Origin of the sequence: Halomonas profundus (genome assembly GCF_020865425.1) — a bacterium.
GTDB classification, from domain to species: Bacteria; Pseudomonadota; Gammaproteobacteria; order Pseudomonadales; family Halomonadaceae; genus Vreelandella; species Vreelandella titanicae.
In genome coordinates this window covers 1,662,050-1,684,334 of record NZ_CP086344.1, presented here as the reverse complement: position 1 = coordinate 1,684,334, position 22,285 = coordinate 1,662,050, and the positions used below count along the sequence as shown (strand labels likewise).

Here is a 22,285-nt window from a genome sequence, read left to right as displayed (position 1 = left end):
GCGGTGAAATTAGACTACAAGTGCAAGCCACACTCACGTTTTAGACCAAAGAAGCGAGTATCTTCCTCCTGCATACCAGGCGTTAGCGGCTGGCTTGTATGCCAATCGCCTACTGTGACATAGCCCTTCTCCCACAACGGGTGGTAAGGAAGATTATGTTCCGTCAGGTAATGATGAATATCACGACTATGCCAATCGATCAGGGGGTACACCTTGTAGCGGCCATCATGACGCTGCTCTATTACCGGGCGTTGCTCACGAGAACCCGATTGCTGGCGGCGTAAACCTGCAAACCAAGTCCCAACGTCTAGCTCGTCCAGGGCTTTTTCCATCGGCGTCACTTTCATCAGCTGATTATAGCGATTTAGCCCCGCAAGCCCTTGCTCCCACAGTTTACCGAAGTTTTCCTCCAAGCACGCCGGGGTGAAATCGGGTTTCGCCACCTTAAGATTTAGGCCAAGCCGTTTAGTTAAAAGATCAACAAACTGGTAGGTTTCAGGGAAAAGGTAGCCAGTATCCACCAGCAAAACTGTCATTTCTGGCTGAATACGCGTAGCTAGATGCAGCAATACCGCAGACTGGATTCCAAAACTGGAGCTAAGCACGAAGGTGCCTGGCAAGTGAGCCAACGACCACGCGATACGCTCTTGGGCCGGAGCTTGCTCGAGCATTTCATTTACATTCGTCAGATCAATACCGATTGCCTCAGCCGCAAATGTCATGCTGGCTTCTCCTTGCTTTGGAAATTAATCAGCCTCAGCATATCCAAATGCCGAAAGACTACAAAAGAATAAAAAACAATGTTTATATAACCATTTAAAATAAAATCTAATTTACAGACACTTACGCAAGGAAAAGCATCTATTCCCCCTCAAACACTAAATAACACACTCATAAGAATTAAAGTAGGGCTCGGCGATATCGCCCTTAACTAAATATAATTTACTCAGCAAGATATTACATTAATTAATCAAAAATTAAAAAAAACATCATTTTTACACCAACATTGATTTCTGCTACTGATTTTAATGATTCAGTGTATGGCACAACCTCAAAAATTTGTAGTCAACTTGGTACCATTGTCGCGAAATCAGTCCAGCTTTTTTGAAACAAGGAAACATCTAAGTCTTGAGGATTACGGTGTCCGTTCACTTCATATATGGGCAGCGCAAGATCACGCGGAGCACTAGGACAGGAACACTCGTTTCAATGGTTATGCCTCAACTTTTGATCTTTTATTAAAACCAAATCGAAAATATAAACATTACCGCCTACTCAAATCATCTATAATCGAATATTCTTTACCTGGCCTCCTGTCTGGCCATTCCTCATAATACCTATCATCAACTAAAAATGGGAAACATCCTTCAAAGGCTCCTACTGTATAAAAGTGAAAAAGTGGATTTATATTTTGGCTTTTGCCATTACAGTACAAACTTAGATACAACTCACCATCAAACTCAGGTGAAGGATTAAACCCTTTTTTCCAGCCTACTGACAGATAATGAAGCAAAGGATCTACTCCTTCTATCTTCACTTCTGGATAGGTTTGAAGATAATATTGATCATTAAAAAGTCGACGTCCAAATATAGTTAAGTACTCTTCACGATACTCATTATACAAGGCATTATCAAATGGAAAAATTAAAGCATTAGCATATTGGTTTCGCTTTGCCATGCTTACCATTTTAGAATCTAGTCTCTTTGCATTCTGGCAAGAAAGATTCTTTTTTTCCATGTGCTTTTCAATAGTTTGCAACAACAATCTCTCCCACTTTCTATTGATAGGCTCAGGTAGGTATTCCCTTGCTTTTACAATCCCATTACGCCCATACTCAGCACGTTTAGTTGGGCTAAGAATCAAATTAACTATGGCATCGTATAACCCTTTAACAGGGTCGTCTGAACGGGCCAGTAGACCATCATGACCATGCTCTATAATCTCATTACTTCCTGAACAAGTGTCATAAGCAATCACAGGGAGGCCATGTGCCATGGCCTCACGTAAAGCCATTGGGCAACCTTCATATGAACTAGGCAGAACCTTAATATTTGCTTTAGGATATAACTGATACATTTCTTCAGTATTATCTACACTTAGCCATTCCACTGCATTTTCAAGACCCAGTGTTCGAGACCTTTTCTTAAGATCATCTTCTAGAGGACCAGACCCAACAATTTGCAAATCCCAATCAGGAAAATCATTACGTAACAAAGCATAAGCTTCAAGCAAGAAGTGTAGCTGTTTTTCGAATGAAAGTCTCCCTGAATACAGAATTTTATATCGTCCATTATGATCCGACTGATCAGGCTTACCAAATACAGAAGCAGGCTCAATCTGGCTCGGAATAGTTATTACAGACTCTCGCTGATGTTCCTTTAAGACATTTTTATAGGATGGCATTAGTAGATGTATCATATCTGCGGCATCTAAAACCATGTCTAAAACTTCACGACAAGACCATAAATATCGAAGACAATATTCTGTAGACCCTCTCATTGAATAAAGCACTGGTATATTCAAATACCTAGCCACTGCTGTATACAAAAAAGCTCGCCTAGCGCTGTTAACAACTAAAATTACATCTGGATTTACAGCTTTCACTTTCTTAACAAGCTGTTCAAACTGACCTGAGCTTTTCACGGTCTTTGTAATATTTTCAACATTTACATCATCATTCAAAGGATACGCTAGCATAGAGTTATCTGGGCTTCCTGGCAAAGTTTGCGCAAACCCAAAAACACTAATTTTCCAGCCAGCACCTAACAAATAATCTGTCAATATTTGATAGGAACGCTGAACGCCTCCAATTCTATCTAACTGGCCAGAAGCAAATATTAATACATGCAATCTACTTTTATACATTTGACCATCTCCTCCTAAATACCTTACTTTCAATTTCAGAAAAGTCAGCTTTATACTCTAGCTCTTTTCTAAGCAAAGAATTAAAATCAGAACAACTTGACTGTTCAGAAAAATCTTTTACTGCGCTTAAATAAATAGAACTAACCATTCTTTTGCCATGCACTTCCATATCACTAACATATCTATTTTTATGATTTTTAATCGCAGTATCTATTAAATTATCCCAATGCGAAAAAACAACCTCTGGATCGAACATGGTCGCATCTTTTCGTGCCTGCTTACCCAATTTTTTGCACAATTCGTTGTTATTTATTAAAAGCTCTAATGCATCGGAAAATTCAGACTCAGCCACTAGAAGTCCATTCCTCTCATCTGATATAACACCATCAACTCCATTGACACCTTTAAGTCCTACACTAGGAACCCCATAAGTCATTGCCTCACAAATTGCATTATTCAATCCCTCTGAAAGCGAGGTTATAGCATGAATCTTTGATCTAGCATACTCTATACCAATATCATCGACTTCCCCATGTATAAACACTTTTTCCTGAAGATTGTAATTGTCAATAAAGTTGTTAATCTTCTTTAAATGTCTATCTCCTTCGCCTGTCTTATGTGTTGCTGAGAAAATATGTAGCTCCCAGCTTGGATGTTTCTCAAATACAATTTTACATGCATGTAATAAGGGAATGATATTTTTGTTTGGCTTTAAACCGCCAATGTTTATTATGCGATTAAGCTTCGTCACTTCTTGACAGTCTTTACATGAAGGTAACGGAAAAGCATTTGGAAATGAAAATGCCTTATAGTGAATGCATTGAGGCAATGAGTCTACATAATTAGACATAGTAAACCTTATGGCTGATGACGTAGAGTAGATTGTTTCACGCTCCCAAGAGGCTGAATACGTTCCTATCTTACGAGCTCTTGCCCAGTTATCATTAATTACTCGGTCTGGATTACTACCTTCATGAATAATAAAAGGGATATCAAAATCATGAATCAAACTTACCGCTTCCATCAAAGCTGCTGATGCGCCAAAAAAAATTGCTAAATCAGGTTTCCCTTCAAAAACTCGCCTTACATAATAATTTCTTGAGCCTTCAACAGCTTTTTCCCAAGGCGCTTTAAGAACAGAAGCATCCACATTATAAGCAGGGGCATTTACTTCATTCCTTTTGTAATACCCCAAAGTCACTACATTTTTCTGCGCCAAGTAATTAGCCAAATTTATAGCGGTCTTTTCCATACCACCTTTCCCAAAGGCTAGTGGCCCGCAGAAGATAAAAATATTCATATCAGGCATATTCTCTCAAAGTCTAAAACCTTTTTACAAGCACCTAACCGCCTTATCTGAATGGCAATTAAGGTCTTGAAAGGGCAATCCTAACTGTTGAAATATCGTCATTAGACGATGAAAAAAAGTATGTTTAATCAGCACTTCATCTCTCATTTTCTGAGAAACACTCTGATAATACAAATAATCTTTATCATATCGGATAAGCTCAGCAAAAAATTGATTTTGATTTCCAGGTTTCAGGCAAAATGAATCATATTTCCCCACATCTACTTTTATATCAAGCAATACGGTCATGTGACTTGCGATTGCTTCAACGATTGACCATTGTAATTCAGTGCGAGTTATTTTTTCACTTTTCAAAATTACTAAGGTGCGTGATTGCTGAAAAAGTGCAACTCTAGCTTGAAAGTCCAATGATCCTAGAAGCCTTTCTGAACTCAGCTGCAATTCCTTGACATCTTTATGCTCAATTCTATTACGAGAATCGTAAAAGTGGGCACCGAATTCTTGTAGATCCTGATAAAAACTATCTCTTAAACCCTTAGAGCTTATTACTTCGAATAAATTATCACAAATTACTCGTTTTAACATGTGGGTTTCTAACTTGGATAGAATTGGCTTATTAAACAATGCAGGCTGAACAGCTGGTGGTAAGTAAGTTGAGGATATAGCTTGCTTCCTTAATGCGACAGCTACACGGTCGTCAGCACAAAAAGCATGGCCAATCCACTTTATCGCGGGCTCGTATTGCGGTAGGTAAATTTCATCTAAAGTAAACCAATAAGCCACTGGAACATGGTACTGGCGAGCGGCTTTTATCAGCATGCCCAAAGGCGAGTATTTCAAGTCCGAAACAGTCTGAGCCATAACCCAATCGCCTGTTGACGCGACAGAACACGACTCAATTAAAATCAGATCCACGCCGCCATGTTTTAAAACCCACATCCAATTAGTTTCTGTTAGCACAATAGTATTGGCTTCATACTGTAATGAGAAATATAATTCTTCACCAGAAATCAGTGCAATATTTAATGAAGAGCTAGGTTGTTTGGATACAATTTCGCTTTTTTCTGTGAGCCAACTTATCTGTTTTGAAAGAGAGCTTACAGATTGTAGTTGCTTTTTAGCGTGTTTTAATTGCTTCATCACTTATTCCATTTCATCATATAGACGCTCAAAACTTTTAATGGCAATTTGGTACTGTTCCAACGCTTGTCCTTTTCGTCTAAGATGCTGTCGGCAAACGTTTAGTCGCCTTTTTTGAGTTGATGCATCATTCAGCTGTTCACGATATTCATGATTTAGCTGTTCAATTTTTGTCACCAATCTTTCCCATGGTCTAAACGCTTCAACAATCCCACGCTGATGTAACACACAGTTTAAAAGCGAGTCACGCATTTCGGGTAGATTATGACAATCAACTAGATGTTGATATAACTCATTTACCATTGGGTTGATTATCTTAATATCACCCTTATTCCGACGATTTAAAATTTCCGAAGCTGGAGATTTTATACCTGTAATATCTACTTTATTTTCAAAGAGAAAGTCGGCTAAGCCTTGTAGAGTTTCAGTCGGCTTATTGAACCAATCTTCATAAGCCAATTTATAAAAATTGCCATCTGTATACTGGATTGCATCTAATGTCCTTAGAAGAAAAATCAGCTCAGCATAGCTCTGATCCTCTCTTCCGGATTGAACCGCAAACGATTGGATAAAGGAGTGGGGGCTACGTATTGCCATAACAAAGCGTGGCACGATCTTGAGTTGATTAAACAGCCTGATCCATAGCGGCAAAAATGTCGCCGTACGGGGGTCTTTAAAGGCCCAGACTCCTTTACCAGCACCTAACTGAGCTTCCACAATAGCTTTTAGCTGCTTTAATGCCTGCCTGGCCTGCGGGGTATTTATCCAGCCTTCCTGTAAAGGCATGGCCGGACTGGGCGTGAGTGTGTTTAAAAGCTGTTTATGAATCTCGACAATATCGGCGTCTTCATAGAACCCTTTCGGGTTACTAACATTAGGTGGAATAATGTTCTCTGATACTCTTATACCCAGAGTTTCCAGCGCTTGCATAGCCAACGAGGTGCCAGAGCGCCCTACGCCTAACACGACCACTACCTCACGGTTATTGCTCTCTTGTTCTTGCTGAGTTGTCATGTCACTCCTTTACCTTTTTCGACTTGCTTATTTAACGCGCCAGAAACCAGCGGATGGTTTCACCAATGCCTTCATTAATGTCCATTTGGGTCTGCCACCCAAGTATGGTTTTTGCTTTAGTGGTATCCGAGTAGTTGCGCATAACATCGCCCAGGCGTTTTGCTTCGTGGGTGATCTGCATGCTTTTACCGTGGGCTTCGAGGTTTTTGGCGATCAACTCAGCCACTTCACCTACAGTGCGCTCTTTACCCGTCGCAATCTGGAACGTTTCACCACCAACAGGCGCTTCCATGGCTGCTTGAATGGCGCGAATAAGGTCAAAAATGTAGATAAAATCGCGGGTTTGGCTACCATCACCGTAAATGGCACAGGTCTCTCCCGCTAACGCCTGTTTGATAAACTTGGCGACGACACTGGCTTTGTTTTTTGAGCGCGGGCCGTAAACATTGCCAAAGCGCAGGCAAATTGTGTCAATTCCAAACGTCTTGTTGTACGAGGAGCAATACCCTTCCCCTGCTAGCTTGCTGGAACCATAAGGCGATACAGGGTGCGGTGGCAGTTCTTCATGAATCGGCGGTTCTACTTCACCTGCCGGAGCACCGCTGGAAGCAAACACGAATTTCTTGACGCCATGTTTGCGGGCGGCTTCCAGCATATTGAAAGTGCCAACAACATTGCACTCCATATCTAGCCGTGGATCTTCCACCGAGGGGCCCACACCCGTGTTAGCAGCCAAGTGAACGATGGTGCTTACGCCTTGGGCTACCTGCTCGGTTAACGTGATATCGCGGATATCGCCCTGCACCAGCACTACTTGCTTGGCAGCTGTATGCAGTTGGTTAACGGTCAAGGTTTCAAACTCGGTGACTTCGGCAAGGTCTTCAGGGCTGCCGGTTACCAAGCTATCCAGCACACGAATAGGCTGCGTGCAGCCGCCTTGTAAAAGCGCATCAATAAGGGAGGTGCCGATAAAACCACAACCACCAGTGATTAAAATTACATTATTTTGAGCCATGAAAGGTTACCTCTTTAAAATGAGTTTAAGTAACGGCACGAGTAACAAAAAGATTTAGGCAACAATGCTGTAGCGACGAATACGTAGCCGCTCCAGTTCGTCATGTTGGCTCTTGAGTGTCTTCAATGTGTCGTTGGCGTTGAATACGCGCTCTTTGAGCTGAGCTTTGAGCCGCTGTGTTTCTTCCGGCGACTGGCCCTCGCCCTGTAGCTTCTCGTATTGAATATCCAGTTCGTCAATCTCTCGGTATTGCGTGCTCAAGGATTGGTCGAGCTTTTCTAACTCTTGCTCAAGAGCATGAATTTGCTGATCCAGAACGGCGTTTTCAGCTACAGACACTTTCGGTTGTTGCCGCGCTGAGGGTTTACTATCCAGCGCTTGCTGCAAGGCATTGGGTGCCGCCGTTAGTGATTGCCCTTCTAGATGCGACATGCGGGCGTGCTTTATGAGTAGCGCCTGGCCAGGGGCTTTCAGTGCTAGGTAGTGTTTATTGCTGTTGCGTAGCTGTTGCGTAGCCTTTGGCAACACATCGTCTTTTATCTCTACAGGTGTGGTGAGTATCAGTATCTGCTCATAACGCAGTTGTCCTGCCACATTGGCAAAGGTACGCCCCTTGGCTGGGCGGATAATCAGCGATACTTTACCAGCGAACTCACGCATCAGTTGCAGGTGTTTAGCCTGCGGCTCGTTGAACAGCAACACCACTTCGACAGGAAGGAGCGTATTCACCTTGATCAATTGATGCAGAAACTGTTTTGCAGATTCTATGTTGTTACCTGCACGTAACAGAATTGACACTCCGGCCTTGTTCACTTGATTGCCTCCTTTGCTTGTCTTCTGTCACTCATCAAACATATACCTTTCCGGTTATAGGTGACTCATTACACGTTGATGTGATCGCGCGTGATGGGCATAGCAGTATTTAGCAATGCTGCATCATTCTCTTTCCAAGTATGATGGCTTTTATCAGCGGCGCGAAAAACGGTGAAGTTAAAATCATCAGCCAACATTACATGTAACTGTTTTTTAAGCGCTCCGCGAAAAAACTCTACATCCACCGACGAACGACGCACTTCTGAAAATGGGTTAAGCTTCAGCAGGCTATGTTTTCCAAAGAAAGTCGCCCCCGCCATATGATGGTGGTTGTCGTCGTATATCAAAAAGTCACTCGCTGCCATAGATGCTGGATCGCGATATAAAGTTTGCTCTAAGGCTTCAAAATAGGTTGGCCCCATTTTTTTGCCCATTAAGTCGATATCCAATGCCTGGGTATTGAGCACATAGTCTTGCAGATAATGAGGCCCATATTCATCATCGTCATCCATCTTGGCCCAGTAGCCCCCACGGGCGTGCTGCATCAGCCAGTTAAGACAGAAGCCAATATTACGTTCGCTGCCAATTTGAAATACACGCGCATTGGGCACGGCTTGCAGCACTTGTGATTTGATAGCTTCTATATCGACATCTGCGCTATTAAGAGCGATCAGTAGTTCCTTATGGGGATACGATTGGCGTTCATAGTTATCGATCACAGTTTGGATCAATTGCGGGCGTTTGGTAACGGTCAGGCAACTGACTAGCGGCTCTACATTGACGCGCTTGGGGCTTCCAGCTCCTTCGAGCAGCTGATCAATACGTTGTTGAATAGTGTGGTACTGGTGAACCGCACGCCAACCTCGCTGCGCTTCACCTTTGCATTGCCAAGGATTTTCTTTAAACCATTCCAGCCGCTCAAACAATGTGCCCGCATCGCGATAATACTCTACATACTCACCGAAGGGGCCGAGGTCAATAACATCATCTTCATGAACGTATACGAGCACCCTACACTTGGCGGCCAATGCTTCAGCGACTTCTTGCTGAAGCTTAATGGAAGATTTCAGCGTACGCGATGTAACCAACAGTATGCTGAACTCTTTTAGCGCTTGATGCTTTTGCTCGGCAGAAAGAAAGCCTAAAACATACGGAGAGAATTCAGGAAAATCGTTGAGTTTAAGCTGATTAAACTGCCACTGACTGTCAGCAATAAGTAAATCATTACGTTTGTGCTGGCTAAGTAGTATACGATTTTCTTCAAATTCGATTAAATCAGCCCAGCCATCGTATAGGACATGAAGGTTTTCAAATGTATCTGCCTTAAACTGCCTAATAGCATTGTGATGTGCTGATGCTATGCAGGGTGACAGAATATCAATAGTCGTAGCATTTGGCTTACACACCGCAAGGTGTTGCTCCAGATCTTGAGCACTAGCCGGCTCTATAGCGTAAGCGTTGTCAAAATGGCTAGCTAGATTCGCTAGCAATGGCAAATGCGCCAGTGATTCAGTTAGCCAGAAAGCACTAGGTTTGCTTGCTTGCTTAAACTGGGCAGCCCACGTAATGCATGCACTTTCGTAATCTTGCTGGTTGCCGGAAAGCAGTAGGGATTCCACCAGCAACAAGTCGCACTGGCTAGGAATGTTTGCCTGCTTTACTTTATCTGCATAGTGTGTCAAATCAAGAGGAAAAACACGGCAGACACTTTCCAGTTGCTTGCAAAGCGCACTACTTCCAATAAAGGCGATGCTGACTAGATGATCAGGCAAATGCCGCCAGGGCTGTAAGTTTTCATCACGAAAATGGGGTGTGGAGTGAAGCAGCAAATTTGAGGGATTATTTACACTATTACACCAAATGCTGGGTAATTTTTGGCGCTTTTTCAATCTTTGCTGAATGCTCAAGGCGTTAATACGCTGCGTCAACCGCCACTGCATCTCTGGTTCTATATGACCCGCACCAATAGTAAAGTCTTTCAAAGATAGTGGTGCGCCCCTACTGCTCTCACATGCATTTAAGTATTCAGGCAGGCTAAGCAGAACTGCTTTTGGGGAAAGAGCATCATCTAACGCCAGCCACGGCACCTGCTCTTCCTCTAACACGTCAAACGCGCTTGTTAATTCATCTGGCCCTATCGTTAACGGCTCGCCTGCCAATAAAAGAGTTGAATACCGTGCCCGCTGAGCCAGCGTTGATTGCTGCCAGTGTTTTACAGGCAATACATAGCAGGCTAGACGACCTGCGAAATGCTTGACAATATGCAGGGCTAGTTCTTGAGTTTCACCGGCTGTGCCTGCGAAAAGCAGAAGCACTTCTAGCGAATAGTGCTGATCATGGCTCGCTAGAGGCTCCAAAGAGTTTATAAGGTCTGAGAGCTCTACTCTATTCCTCATATACAGCACAAGGGTAATACCGTGCTGTGTTATAGAATAATACGTTGACGTTATGGGTATGTCGTTGGCTTGCAACCACGCACGATAAGCTGCGCCAAGGGCTTTCCGTTCTTGCTTGGCATCAAGGCGCGTTCCCTCAGCAAAATCATGCTGCAACACTAGCATCGGCCAGTAACGGATAAGACCTTGCGGCTGTATACGTTGGCAACGTTCAGCCAACTCTTCGCCTTCATGGCCAAACATCAGCGGATCGAAACCGCCGACCGACTGGAATATGCTACGCTTAATGGCCATGTTGCCTTCCAAATTAAAGCTAGCGTCTTCCTTAACTTTGTTGCCCAAATCATAGTGCGGCGCTATGGCCCCACCTTGGCTAAAAGGCACAATGCGACCCCGTACACCGATAGTATCCGGGATGGCCAGTGCATTGATGGCCTGCTGAATATAGTCTTCTGCTGGAAAACCATCATCATCTACAAATATCAGCAGCGGCGCACGGGCAAAAAAAGCACCGATATTACGCCCCTCAGAGGGTAAAAAATTGTACGGACAACGAATATGCAACAGCGAGCGTTTCGCTAGCTCAGCGTGCAAGGCTTCGTTGCCACCGTTGTCTACTACGATGATTTCACTGCGATCAGCTCCAGCTTGAGCTTGCAGCCGATCAATACATTCGAGTGTGTCAGAACTTGCTCGATGGATTACGATAATGATTGAACATACCGGCGACGATGCTATGCGCTGCTCGGTCATTGAAAAACGGCGATAGGCAATAAGACGCCTGTATTCACGTGCTTTTTCACGCGCTTCATTAAATTGATGCTGCTGAAAAAGCAGTCTGGCCGCCTTGAAGGCGGCCAGAGCTTTTGGCTGCGTATTAGCCAGGGTTTTCATTCAGACGCTTACCATTTAACTCCGCGGAAGATGACATCATTGCGGATATTATCCTTGTACCTATCTGCAACACGAAGCATCTGCTCCATCACTTCTTCCGTTAGGTAGTGCGGCTCTACACCAATATCGATCAGCCCTTGATAGGAAGGGTTATAGTAATGCTCTTCGGCTTCTTTGCGTGGGTTTTCAATACTCTTCACTTCCACGTTATGGCCCAGCTTGTTACCGACCTTCTGGGTAAGCTCGGCGAGCTCCTTGACGCTGAAGGTTTCCATAATCTGGTTGAAAATTCGCAGCTCACCTTTATCCGCCGGAGTTTCGGTGGATCTGTGTACGCATTGGAGGGTGTCTTTGATATTCAGATAACCACGCGTCTGCCCGCCCTGACCGTATACGGTAAGCGGGTAACCGGCAATAGCCTGCACAACAAAGCGATTAACCACAGTGCCGAACACTTCATCATAGTTGAAGATGGTATTCAGTCGTTCATCAATGGCGGACTCTTCGGTTTCGTTGCCATATACCGGGCCCTGCATGAGATCGGTCACTTTCAGATCCCACATGCGCACAGCAAACCACAATAGATCGGTGTCCATCACTTTAGTGGTGTGGTACAGGGAACCGGCCTGGCGTGGGAACAGGAACTTACCCTTACGACCTTTATGCTCGATCTCAAGCCAGCCTTCCTCGATATCGATGTTCGGGGTGCCGTACTCACCCATAGTACCCAGCTTGATGATGTGAGTGTCGCGGGCGTAGTCACGAACAGCGAAAACCAGGTTGTTGGTCACGCGCAGATTGTTGGTGATGGTGATATCAGCGCGCTTATAGTCCATCAGCGAGTATGGCGCGGAGGGTTGCTCGGCATAGTGGACAACAGTTTCTGGAATGCCGCTAAATTGGGGGTTGACCGCCCAGTCGTATTTGACGTTGCCGTTGAACAACGAGCGCATAACTTCTGGGTCGCCCAGATCGCCAATCACAACTTTAATTTCTTTGCCGGTGTGCTCGTGCCATATCTTGGCTCGCGCTTGCAGCGTGGGTACCGGGTAAAGCATACCTACATCGATTTCGTCACAGGCATGGCGGCGCATGTAGTTGTCTACGACCGTGACTTCATAACCACGTTGAGAGAAATACATAGCCGTGGGCCAACCGAGGTAACCGTCGCCGCCAAGAATCAAAATATGTGATGCCATGGTAAATACCTTGTTAATGGATGATGAGAATGTCGAAAATTCGTCTTTAGGTTGGGCACTCGGTGAAAGAGCGCCTCATATCACTGAAGGAGAAGAACCGAAATTATTCAGCGTCTTCCAAGAGCTTGTGCTCACGAAGAAAAGCATTGAGCTCATCTTTGGACAGTGTAGGTTCTAGCTCCGAGTTATACGGGTTGGTAATACTGTCGGAGATCTTACCTGTATAGTCGTACTTAATATTTTTATACATGTTGCTAAGCGCTGGTAAGACAGCGAAGTAATCTTCCAGTTCACATGTACGACGAGTTTCCTCTCCACTCATCAGCTCTTCATAGAGCTTTTCACCTGGCTTGGAGCCGATGATTTTGATCTCGATATCTTCTGGCTTATGCCCATAGCGCGGTGCGAGTTCTTGAATCATGCACTCTGCGAGGTCTTGAATTTTGATCACCGGCATTTTGGTGACAAAGACTTCGCCACCACGAGCAATTAGGCTGGAATCAATCACCAAACGCGTCGCTTCATGAATACTCATAATAAAGCGCGTCATATTGGGGTCTGTCAGGGTGATAGGGCCACCCTTTCTGATCTGCTCTTTGAAAATAGGGATAACCGAACCACGAGAGCCAAGCACATTACCGAAGCGCGTGGAACTGAAAATTGTGTTGTGGCCCCGCTGAGCGTTATTAGCGGCGGTGATCAGCCGTTCCCCCATTAATTTGGAGGTACCCATAACGCTGGTGGGATTAACTGCTTTGTCCGAACTAGTGAAAATAACCTTCTCTACTCCGGCATCGTAGGCAGCTTCAATCACATTCTGCACACCGTGAATGTTGGTCTGCACAGCATCGAAGGGGGAGCGCTCACACAATACTACGTGTTTAAAGGCCGCCGCATGGAAGACGATGTCCACATCTTTGAACAGGCGGGTAAGCTTCATCCGATCTCGCATATCGGCAAGAAAGAAGCTTGCGTGCTCGTATTCCTGGTACTCCTGCTGCGTGAAGAACAGCTCGGATTCACTGTTATCGATGCCTATGAGATGGCCCACACCGAAATTCTCCAGCAACTGCTTAACCAGCTCACTTCCGACGGTGCCGCAACAGCCAGTAACGAGAACCGATTTGTCCTTTAAATATTCCATTATTTATCTACCTATCAAATGCTCGAGTTACCGAGCGGGTTAACTTCCAGCTTTTGCAGCATAGCCTTGAGATCGTCTTTAGATATGTCTGCAAGTTGCGAGGAAATGCGTGATTGAATATGGCGCTCAGCATCAGGGATATCACCACTGATGGTATTAAGTGATTTATGAAAATAGACGAGGGCTTCATCTTGATCGCCCAGTAGGGCGCTGGCACAAGCAAGGCGATTGTAGATACCCGAAAGTAAGAACCGCTTAATTTGACTGGTTGACGCCCCCCATTGGCGAACCATTTTAACACAGCGTTGCTCGGCTTCGCCGTCACCTAGCTGCTGATGACCACAGGCAGCATAAATTCCCAATAAGATGCGCTGAGGGTGCTCGGAAAGTGTCAGGTTATCCAGTTGGGTCAGCTTTTGCCAGTTGCCCGTGACCCAGTCGAGTTGCGCCTGCTGATACGCTTTGTCAGTGGCATGATCACTTTCATTGCCATGCGTGCTTTCGTTGCGGCTTGAAGAGCCTATAACCGATAGAGTCAACTCACCAGCATGCTCATTCACCTCGCCAACTCCCTCTAACTCTGCAGCTACGCGGGCTTTTATCAAGTAGCTAGGAGGGGTCATGCCATGTTCCAAGGTGAGGGCCTGACGGAAATTAGCAAATGCACGCTCGCTGTTATCACTCAATGCGTGGATGCGGCCAAGAACATTGTGCACGCCTCCCGCTAATACGCGAACGACTTGCTCTTTACTGGCACCCCAACCTCGGGCCAACCGCATCAGTTGCCGTGCCTCTGTCAACTGGCCCAATTGCTGATGAGCTGCTGCGCATAGCATGGCAAGATTAGCGCGCTCAGGATGAGACTGAATTACCTCAGTAGAAAGCTTAGCCAGGGCTTCCCAATCACCAAACTGCCATTGAATCTTAGCGGTTTCCAGCAGGTGAGGATCTACATCCGCAGGTAGCCATTCAGCGTTCACGAGTGCACGCTCTGACGGAAGCAGCTGTACTTCTACATGCTGTCTACGCTTTTGCGTAGTTTTTTGCTTACGCTTTTCCATTTTACTCATGCAGCACGAACTCTTTCATTAGCTGGAGCTGAGTTTCTGCTTTTACAATATCTTGCTTTATGAGCTGATTTTGGCTCTCTAGTGCATCGTTTTGTTGTGTTAACTGAGCTAGTTGCGCTTCGAGTAACGTGATCTTTTGCTGCTCCTGAGACTGCCCCCGCTTTTTTGCACTCAACTCCTGTTGCACTTTCTCCAGCTCTTTTTGGCTCTTAGCAAGTTCCTTTTGTGCTTGATCAAGCTTCTGCTTTTGAGTGTCACGTTGCTCAGTGCACTGCTGAAGCTGTGTATCCGTTTTACGTAAGGCTGTGGCAGCTTCATTGAGTTGCCCTGCATTTTCCTTAAGAAGGGACTCATATTCGGCGAGGCGTGCTTTCAGGCTGGCAGTCTCTACTTTGGCGTCAGTCAGCTCGCGGAAAAGGGGGTTACGAGTCATGTTGAGCAGCACGAAGTCAGGATCATCGGCATAATGGTCGCTGGCCGAGAGTCGGTGCTCAAACCCTTGCTTCGCCAGCCAATCAATAAGTTCTTCCTGGGTGGCCATACCTTCATAGAGGCTTAGAGGACTGGTGCGCACATAGAGCGCTTCCAGATTATCCAGTAGACCTTCCTCGTTCAGAGCCACAAGTAGCTCAAGAGCATTTTCTGGCTGCTCAATCACCAACTGAGTGAGTGACGCATTCTTTTGCCCCTGGGCCACCATCAATTGCGCTAGCGTTTGCGTTTCTACCGTTTTGCATTGTTGCTCTTTCACACCAGGGTAAAGAGTTTTGAGCCCTGTGGCCGGAGCGAGGCTGGCAAAATCGGGGAGATTGAAAGTATGCCGCATGGCCTGGCCTGCTTTCGGAGCAATGAAGGTATTACTCAGGTACTTAATCGCTCGTTTTGGGCCTGCAGGAACGTCTTTCGGCAAGTTAAAAGCTTTCTTAACCGAAGGAGTAATCACAAGTGCTGGCAATGTGCCTCGCTCCAGTATGGCTTTACTCTCCTGACGAAGCGGCCCAATGTGAACAAGTAACGATGTTACAGAAGCACTCATGCAGGGGCCTCCTGTGTTTTACGCTGCTCTTTAATGCCATCGCGCAAATAATGCATTAGCGGGTGATGGCCAGAGGCAGCTACATCAGAGTAGGTCAGCAAATAAAACTCAGTATTAAAGCGAGCGCTTGGATTACGGCCTTCAATCGCGCCGAATTTTATATAGTGCTCAGCTGGGTTTATATTGGCCTCGGCAATATCTTTGTATTGCGCTAGGTACCAGTCGCCATCGAACAGGTCGGTTTGCTCTAGTAAGTCGACCTGTTCTTTTAATACTTGATTATCGCTACCTTTATAGGCAGCAGCAGATTGACGGCGAGCATGGGCGCGCAACCAGGTAATCAGGCTTTTCAGCCTTTTAGTTTCAGCTTCGCTGGTACCTGACTTACGTTCCAGATAAGCTGCTTCTAATGATTCTTGAACTATATGTAACTGTTTCAATAACAGCTCATTTTCTTCCTGAGCACTATCCCGCTCATTAGCTTTCTGCTCAACTGTTGTTAATGCTTTCTGTAGACTATCCAGTTGAGTGAGTAAACGTTTGTTCTCTTCCGTTGCGCTGTCACGCTCATTAGCTTTCTGCTCAGCTGTTGTTAATGCCTTCTGTAGACTATCCAGTTGAGTGAGTAAACGTTTGTTCTCTTCCGTTGCGCTGTCACGCTCTTGAGTGAGTTGTTTAAGTTGCTGCTCAGCACGATGGCTCTCGTTCACACCCTGTAGAACCTTGTGCACGATTTCGCTTGCTTGCTCATGAGGGATACTAGAGGCGTGGCTACTTGCGCTGAGGAAAGCCAACTCGTCTTGTAGCTCAGCATCTTCAGCAACTAACTGTGCTGCGGCTAGGCGGTAGAGCGGCGTGGCTTCAGGCAGACGTTTTACTGCAGCTTCGGCTTGCAGAATCACATCGGTAATGTTGGCGGGCAGCTCGTCTGAAAGCGTGAGCGTTTCTCCCGGTGCCATGCCTAATAATGTTAGTTGGCTGCGGTGGCGACGAAATAGTTTCAGTAGCCGTTTAGCCATTTCTTTCCACTGTACAAGAGACCCGTCAATAGGTTCTTCTCGCGCCAGGCAATCGGCAATGAAAGCAGCGGGCCTAGGCCATATAATCAGAGCTTCAGGCATGCTCTCATGCTTCAGCCAGTTGCTAAATGTTTCTAACTGGCTGTCGGATAGGGTATCCAATGTTAACGCCCCTGCTTTTTTAGGTGCTTGTTGTAGTGCAGAGAGCGTTATTGGCGTTTGTTGAGGCAACGCAAAAAGGCCAAGATAGATTACCCGTGGCATCGTGTATTGGCTCCTTGTTATGTAAATTGTGGGGCTTCGTTAAGCGGCACACCATCGGCATCTTTATCTGATACCTGGGGCGATTTACCCTCTACTAGCGGCCACTCAATCGCAAGATGGGGGTCATTCCAGCTAATGCTCACTTCGTCACCAGGCGCGTAGTAATCCGTACATTTGTACTGGAACTCGGCTGTTCCGCTGGTCACGTAAAAGCCGTGGGCAAACCCAGGTGGCACCCACAGCAACTGCTTGTTCTCTTCGCTTAAGGTTACCCCTACCCACTGGCCGAACGTCGGTGAACTCTTGCGCATATCAACGGCGACATCGAATACTTCGCCTTGGGTGACGCGTACTAGCTTTCCCTGGGGCTGCTTATATTGGTAGTGCAGGCCCCGCAAAATACCTTGAACGGACTTGCTGTGGTTGTCCTGAACGAACTGGTAGTTGCCACAGTGGGTTTCAAATTCGTTTTGGCGAAAGGTTTCCATGAAGAAGCCCCGCTCGTCGCCAAATACTTTGGGAGTGAGCAGGACTAGATCGGGAATGGCGAGTTTTTCGTAGTGCATAGATAGCTCGTGAAAGGTGAAGAGTTAGGTGTGAGGCGTTAAAAGCGAGGAGCAAGACTCCTCCCTCCTCACGTTTTACCCTTCACTTTTAAAAGGCGTTGGAGATATAGGCCGTACTGGGTTTTGGCGAGGGGCTTGGCGAGTGTGGCTAAGCGGTCGTCATCGATCCAGCCATGTTGCCAGGCGATCTCTTCCAGGCAGGCGATTTTGAGGCCTTGACGGTGCTCAATGGTTTGCACGTATTGGCTGGCTTCCAGCAGGCTGTCGTGAGTGCCTGTATCTAGCCAGGCAAAACCGCGGCCCAAGCGTTCAACGCGCAGGTCGCCCCGCTCTAAATAGGCGTTATTGACGCTGGTAATTTCCAGCTCGCCACGCTCGGAGGGCTCTACGGCTTTGGCAATTTCAACGACATCGTTATCGTAGAAGTACAGACCGGTAACGGCATACGCCGATTTGGGTTTTTGTGGCTTTTCTTCGATGGAGATCGCGTTGCCGTTTTCGTTAAACTCCACCACGCCAAAGCGCTCTGGGTCTTTAACCAGGTAACCAAATACGGTGGCACCGCTAGCCTGCTGGCTAGCTCGCTTTAGTTGGTCTGAAAAGTGCTGGCCATGAAAGATATTGTCGCCTAGCACCAGGCAGACGAGGCTTTCGCCAATAAACTCTTCACCGATAATAAATGCTTGGGCGAGGCCATCCGGGCTTGGTTGTTCGGCGTACTGCAGGCTGATACCAAAATCTTCACCGTTGCCGAGTAGGTTCTGGTATTGGGGGAGATCTTCTGGCGTGGAAATAATCAGTATTTCACGAATGCCCGCTAGCATGAGCACCGAGATCGGATAGTAGATCATCGGCTTGTCGTAGATGGGCAGGAGCTGCTTGGATACACCGCGGGTAATGGGGTGCAGCCGAGTGCCGGAACCACCGGCTAGAATAATGCCCTTTCTTTGTGAAGGGTTAGGTGTGAGGTGTGAGGTGGTCATGGTCTATCATCCGTGATGAAACAAGTAGTAGTTGTGAGGCGTGAGGGGTGAGGTGGGAGGTCTACTCCTCACATTTCACCCCTCACGCCTCACAGCATTCTGCAAGCGTTAGCGCTAGCTGGTGCTGCCAAACCGGTAATGTGACACCAAGCGCGGCCTCAAGTTTAGTCAGGCGCATACGTGAGTTGAGCGGGCGCTGGGCGGGGGTTGGAAATTCCACGGTGGGTATGCCACTCACGGTGCCGGATTGGATCGCTAACTCTTCGCCAAGTACCTGTGCTTGCTTGAAAATCTCGCTGGCGAAGCCGTGCCAGCTGGTTTCCCCTCTTGGCGCCAGGTGGTAGATGCCTGAGGGGATGTGAGGTGTGAGGGGTGAATGGTGAGGCGTTAAGTGTGAGGGGTAAGGAGTCAATGCTAGTGCGGTGACTTGGGCGATTAGGCGTGCTGGGGTGGGCGCGCCTATTTGGTCGTTGACGATGCTCAGTGCATCGCGCTCGCGGCCTAAACGCAGCATGGTTTTCATAAAGTTGTTGCCGCGGGCGGCGTATACCCAGCTGGTGCGGAAAATTAGATGTTGGCAACCACTTTGGGTAACCGCTTGGTCGCCTTCCAGCTTGGTTTGGCCGTATACGCTCAGCGGTGCCGTGGGGCTGTCTTCCTGCCAAGGTGTTTCACCATCCCCTGGGTAGACATAATCCGTTGAGTAGTGCACCAGCGGGATATTTTGCTTGGTGGCATACTCGGCTAGTTGTGCTGGCAGCTCGGCATTGAGGCGTTTGGCTTGCGCTGGTTCGCTTTCGGCTTTATCAACCGCTGTGTAAGCGCCGGCGTTGAGGATCAACGCCGGCTGGTGTTCAGCCAAGTAGGCGTCTACTGCATTGGCATCTGTTAAATCAAGTTCATGCCGTGTAGGGGCTAACACATTACCGAATAGGGAAAATTGGCGTTGTAGCTCAAAGCCGACCTGGCCGTTGCCGCCGGTGATGAAAATAGTGAGGGGCGAAGCGTGAGGAGTGAGGAGTGCATGTTCAGATGTCATAGTGAAGCCTTTAAATGCTTGATCAGCCCGCCTAGCTGTGAAAATACAGAGTTAATCGCTAGTTCCAGTGCTGAAATATCATCCATATACCCTAAGCGTTGGGCAATTTGACATTGAGTTTCAAGTTCACTGAGCGAACCACGTGCTATATGCAAAAATCTTAAAAAGTCGGGCTTACTGCCACGAGCCGCGCCTTCGGCTATATTGCTTGGCACAGATACAGCAGCACGTTGCATTTGGCTAGCTAGCCCATATCGCTCAACTGAAGGAAAGGATGAGGTCATTGAGTAAATAGCGACAACGAGATCCATTGCTTCTTGCCATACCCGCAGTTGCTGATGCTTTCTCACAACTCTTCCCCTTACCACTAACAAGCGAAGCGCTTACTCCTCACAAACTACCTAGACGTTGACCCTGGTAGCTGCCGTCTTGGACGCGTTTCCACCAAGTTTCGTTGGCGAGGTACCACTGCACTGTTTTGCGCAGGCCGGTTTCAAAGGTTTCTTCTGGTACCCAGCCTAGCTCGCGTTCGATTTTGCTGGCGTCGATGGCGTAGCGGACGTCATGGCCGGGGCGGTCGGTGACGAACTTTATCAAGTCGCGGTAAGAAGCTTCCTGGGGTACCAGCTCTTGCAGCAAGTCACATAGCGTTTCTACCACGGTAAGGTTGGCTTTTTCATTGTGCCCGCCGATGTTGTAGGTCTCGCCTACCTGCCCTTCTGTGGCTACTTTGATCAATGCGCGGGCGTGGTCTTCTACATACAGCCAATCGCGGATCTGCTGGCCGTCGCCGTAAACCGGGAGTGGCTTACCGGCTAGGGCGTTGAGAATCATCAGCGGAATCAGCTTTTCCGGGAAATGGAACGGTCCGTAGTTGTTCGAGCAGTTGGTGACTAACGTGGGCAGGCCATACGTACGCTGCCATGCGCGTACCAAGTGGTCAGAACTGGCTTTACTGGCCGAATAAGGCGAACTGGGCGCATAGGGTGTCGTTTCTGTAAACAGTGAGGCGTGAGCGCGCTGCGCGCTTGTGAGGGGTGAGTTTTCCTCCTCACTCCTCGCTCCTGACTCCTCACATTCAGCCAGATCACCATAAACCTCATCCGTACTGATATGGTGGAATCGAAAAGCGTTGCGACGCTCGCTTTCCAAGCTATTCCAATAAGCGCGTGCGGCTTCCAGCAGTACGGCAGTGCCCACCACATTGGTTTGAATAAACTCTGCCGGGCCATCGATGGAGCGGTCTACGTGGCTCTCCGCCGCTAAGTGCATCACCACATCAGGCTGGTGCTGCTCGAACAGTTGTTGCATGGCCTGTGCATCGCAAATATCGGCCTGGGCAAAGGTGTAGCGCTCATTGGCTTCAACGCTTGCCAGGGATTCTAAATTGCCTGCATAGGTAAGTTTGTCTACGTTCACCACCTTATGGGCAGTGTTTTGAATAAGTTCGCGCACTACTGCAGAACCGATAAAGCCTGCGCCACCGGTAATTAAAAAGGTTTTGGTGTACATAGTTCTCTTAATAGCCGATGTTAATGGGCTTTTCGCTGTGGCCTGATATCTTTAAACACTAGGCAGATTTACGTTTTGCCTTGCGCTGCTGCTCTTCCAGCATTTCCAGGTGCTCGCGCGCAATTTTCGATGCTTTTACCGCCTTTTGAACTTCTTGATGAGCAATGGCAATGTCTTGCTGTGGCGCTTGGCGCTCTCGATAATCCTCTAGGTTTTCCTGTGCGGCTTTAAGCACCTGATGACATTCTTGCAGGTGTTTTCTGGCACTGGGCACATCGCTAGGCAGTGCGGTGCCGTCGGTTTTGGCATCTACATCAATATGGTAGGCAGCGATAGCTTCGTTTACGTCATCGTACCAGTGCGCAGTCCCGTGCTTTAAGTAAACACCGGCTTGGCATAAATCCTTCAAAATGCCTTCCGAGTGAGACACCATGATTAGCGATGATTGGCCCACTTTCGATTCGAATAGCTCTTTTGCTTTGGCTTTGAAAGATCTATCGCCAACGGCGGTGGCTTCATCGGAGATATAGACGTCGAAATCGAACGCTAAAGAGAGGCCAAACGAAATACGCGAACGCATGCCTGAAGAGTAGGTGCGGATCGGTTCGTCAAAGGCTTCGCCTATTTCAGCGAAGTCTTCGACAAATTTGATTATTCGCGCGACCTCTTCTGAGCCACTGCCCTGAACACGGGCTACGAATTTGACGTTTTGGCGACCGGTCATGTTGCTTTGCATACCGCCCGACAGCCCTACGGGCCAGGAAACGCGGGTGTGGCGAATGACTTCACCGCGTTCTGGCGTATCCATACCGGCAATTAAACGCAGCAGCGTGGATTTACCCGCACCGTTGGCACCAATCAAGCCGACACTCACCCCTTTGGGGATCGTGAGGTTGATGTCTTTAAGCACCCAATCGCTGCCGTGGTGGTTGTGGTAGCGTTTGTAGAGATTTTTGATTTCAATCATTGGTTTTTTGGTGAAGGGTAAGGGGTTAGCGCTTCGCTT

19 protein-coding genes are annotated in these 22,285 nt (G+C 47.0%); all 19 read right to left on the bottom strand.

Going from position 1 to position 22,285, the window contains the following annotated elements:
- Positions 1-14 precede the first annotated feature (14 nt).
- On the bottom strand, positions 15-722 hold the full coding sequence (locus LMS44_RS07580; protein WP_498947197.1) for an adenylyl/phosphoadenylyl-sulfate reductase: 708 nt from the start codon (positions 720-722) through the stop codon (positions 15-17).
- Between the two features lie 542 nt (positions 723-1,264).
- Positions 1,265-2,866, bottom strand: a complete 1,602-nt coding sequence (locus LMS44_RS07575; RefSeq protein ID WP_498947196.1) for a glycosyltransferase family protein — start codon at positions 2,864-2,866, stop codon at positions 1,265-1,267.
- Positions 2,859-4,175, bottom strand: a complete 1,317-nt coding sequence (locus LMS44_RS07570) for a glycosyltransferase family protein (RefSeq protein ID WP_498947195.1) — start codon at positions 4,173-4,175, stop codon at positions 2,859-2,861. The genes LMS44_RS07575 and LMS44_RS07570 overlap by 8 nt, the downstream gene beginning before the upstream one ends.
- Before the next feature lie 24 nt (positions 4,176-4,199).
- Positions 4,200-5,315 carry a CgeB family protein gene (locus LMS44_RS07565; protein WP_498947194.1) on the bottom strand — a complete coding sequence of 372 codons (1,116 nt, stop codon included), beginning with the start codon at positions 5,313-5,315 and terminating at the stop codon, positions 4,200-4,202.
- A 3-nt stretch (positions 5,316-5,318) separates the two neighbouring features.
- The gene (locus LMS44_RS07560) at positions 5,319-6,329 is read right to left on the bottom strand and encodes a sulfotransferase family protein (RefSeq protein WP_498947193.1); all 1,011 of its coding nucleotides are present in this window, start codon (positions 6,327-6,329) and stop codon (positions 5,319-5,321) included.
- A 31-nt stretch (positions 6,330-6,360) separates the two neighbouring features.
- Entirely contained in the window at positions 6,361-7,344 is a 984-nt protein-coding gene (locus LMS44_RS07555; protein WP_498947192.1) for a Rossmann-fold NAD(P)-binding domain-containing protein, read from the bottom strand.
- Positions 7,345-7,398: 54 nt separating this feature from the next.
- The gene (locus LMS44_RS07550) at positions 7,399-8,157 is read right to left on the bottom strand and encodes a hypothetical protein (protein ID WP_498947191.1); all 759 of its coding nucleotides are present in this window, start codon (positions 8,155-8,157) and stop codon (positions 7,399-7,401) included.
- A gap of 68 nt (positions 8,158-8,225) precedes the next feature.
- Entirely contained in the window at positions 8,226-11,447 is a 3,222-nt protein-coding gene (locus LMS44_RS07545; protein WP_498947190.1) for a glycosyltransferase, read from the bottom strand.
- An 8-nt stretch (positions 11,448-11,455) separates the two neighbouring features.
- A complete protein-coding gene (locus tag LMS44_RS07540; protein ID WP_206478059.1) occupies positions 11,456-12,646 on the bottom strand; it encodes an NAD-dependent epimerase/dehydratase family protein in 1,191 nt (396 codons plus the stop codon).
- 103 nt (positions 12,647-12,749) lie between these two features.
- Positions 12,750-13,790: an SDR family NAD(P)-dependent oxidoreductase gene (locus LMS44_RS07535; RefSeq protein WP_206478060.1), complete on the bottom strand. Its 1,041-nt coding sequence runs from the start codon at positions 13,788-13,790 to the stop codon at positions 12,750-12,752.
- A gap of 14 nt (positions 13,791-13,804) precedes the next feature.
- Positions 13,805-14,860: a hypothetical protein gene (locus LMS44_RS07530; RefSeq protein ID WP_206478061.1), complete on the bottom strand. Its 1,056-nt coding sequence runs from the start codon at positions 14,858-14,860 to the stop codon at positions 13,805-13,807.
- Positions 14,853-15,896: a hypothetical protein gene (locus LMS44_RS07525; RefSeq protein ID WP_498947189.1), complete on the bottom strand. Its 1,044-nt coding sequence runs from the start codon at positions 15,894-15,896 to the stop codon at positions 14,853-14,855. Before LMS44_RS07525 ends, LMS44_RS07530 begins: the two co-directional genes overlap by 8 nt.
- On the bottom strand, positions 15,893-17,179 hold the full coding sequence (locus LMS44_RS07520; RefSeq protein ID WP_498947188.1) for a hypothetical protein: 1,287 nt from the start codon (positions 17,177-17,179) through the stop codon (positions 15,893-15,895). Before LMS44_RS07520 ends, LMS44_RS07525 begins: the two co-directional genes overlap by 4 nt.
- A gap of 17 nt (positions 17,180-17,196) precedes the next feature.
- Complete coding sequence (rfbC, locus tag LMS44_RS07515) at positions 17,197-17,745, bottom strand: dTDP-4-dehydrorhamnose 3,5-epimerase family protein (protein ID WP_498947187.1); 549 nt, start codon at positions 17,743-17,745, stop codon at positions 17,197-17,199.
- Between the two features lie 68 nt (positions 17,746-17,813).
- On the bottom strand, positions 17,814-18,728 hold the full coding sequence (gene rfbA, locus LMS44_RS07510; RefSeq protein ID WP_498947186.1) for a sugar nucleotidyltransferase: 915 nt from the start codon (positions 18,726-18,728) through the stop codon (positions 17,814-17,816).
- Positions 18,729-18,810: 82 nt separating this feature from the next.
- Positions 18,811-19,767 carry an SDR family oxidoreductase gene (rfbD, locus tag LMS44_RS07505; RefSeq protein ID WP_498947185.1) on the bottom strand — a complete coding sequence of 319 codons (957 nt, stop codon included), beginning with the start codon at positions 19,765-19,767 and terminating at the stop codon, positions 18,811-18,813.
- Positions 19,764-20,117 (bottom strand): four helix bundle protein, encoded by a 354-nt coding sequence (locus LMS44_RS07500; protein ID WP_022524126.1) that lies wholly within the window; start codon positions 20,115-20,117, stop codon positions 19,764-19,766. Before LMS44_RS07500 ends, rfbD begins: the two co-directional genes overlap by 4 nt.
- Before the next feature lie 40 nt (positions 20,118-20,157).
- Positions 20,158-21,279 (bottom strand): dTDP-glucose 4,6-dehydratase, encoded by a 1,122-nt coding sequence (locus tag LMS44_RS07495; RefSeq protein ID WP_498947184.1) that lies wholly within the window; start codon positions 21,277-21,279, stop codon positions 20,158-20,160.
- A 58-nt stretch (positions 21,280-21,337) separates the two neighbouring features.
- Positions 21,338-22,246, bottom strand: coding sequence for an ABC transporter ATP-binding protein (locus tag LMS44_RS07490; RefSeq protein ID WP_022524128.1), 909 nt, complete (start codon positions 22,244-22,246; stop codon positions 21,338-21,340).
- Positions 22,247-22,285: the final 39 nt, after the last annotated feature.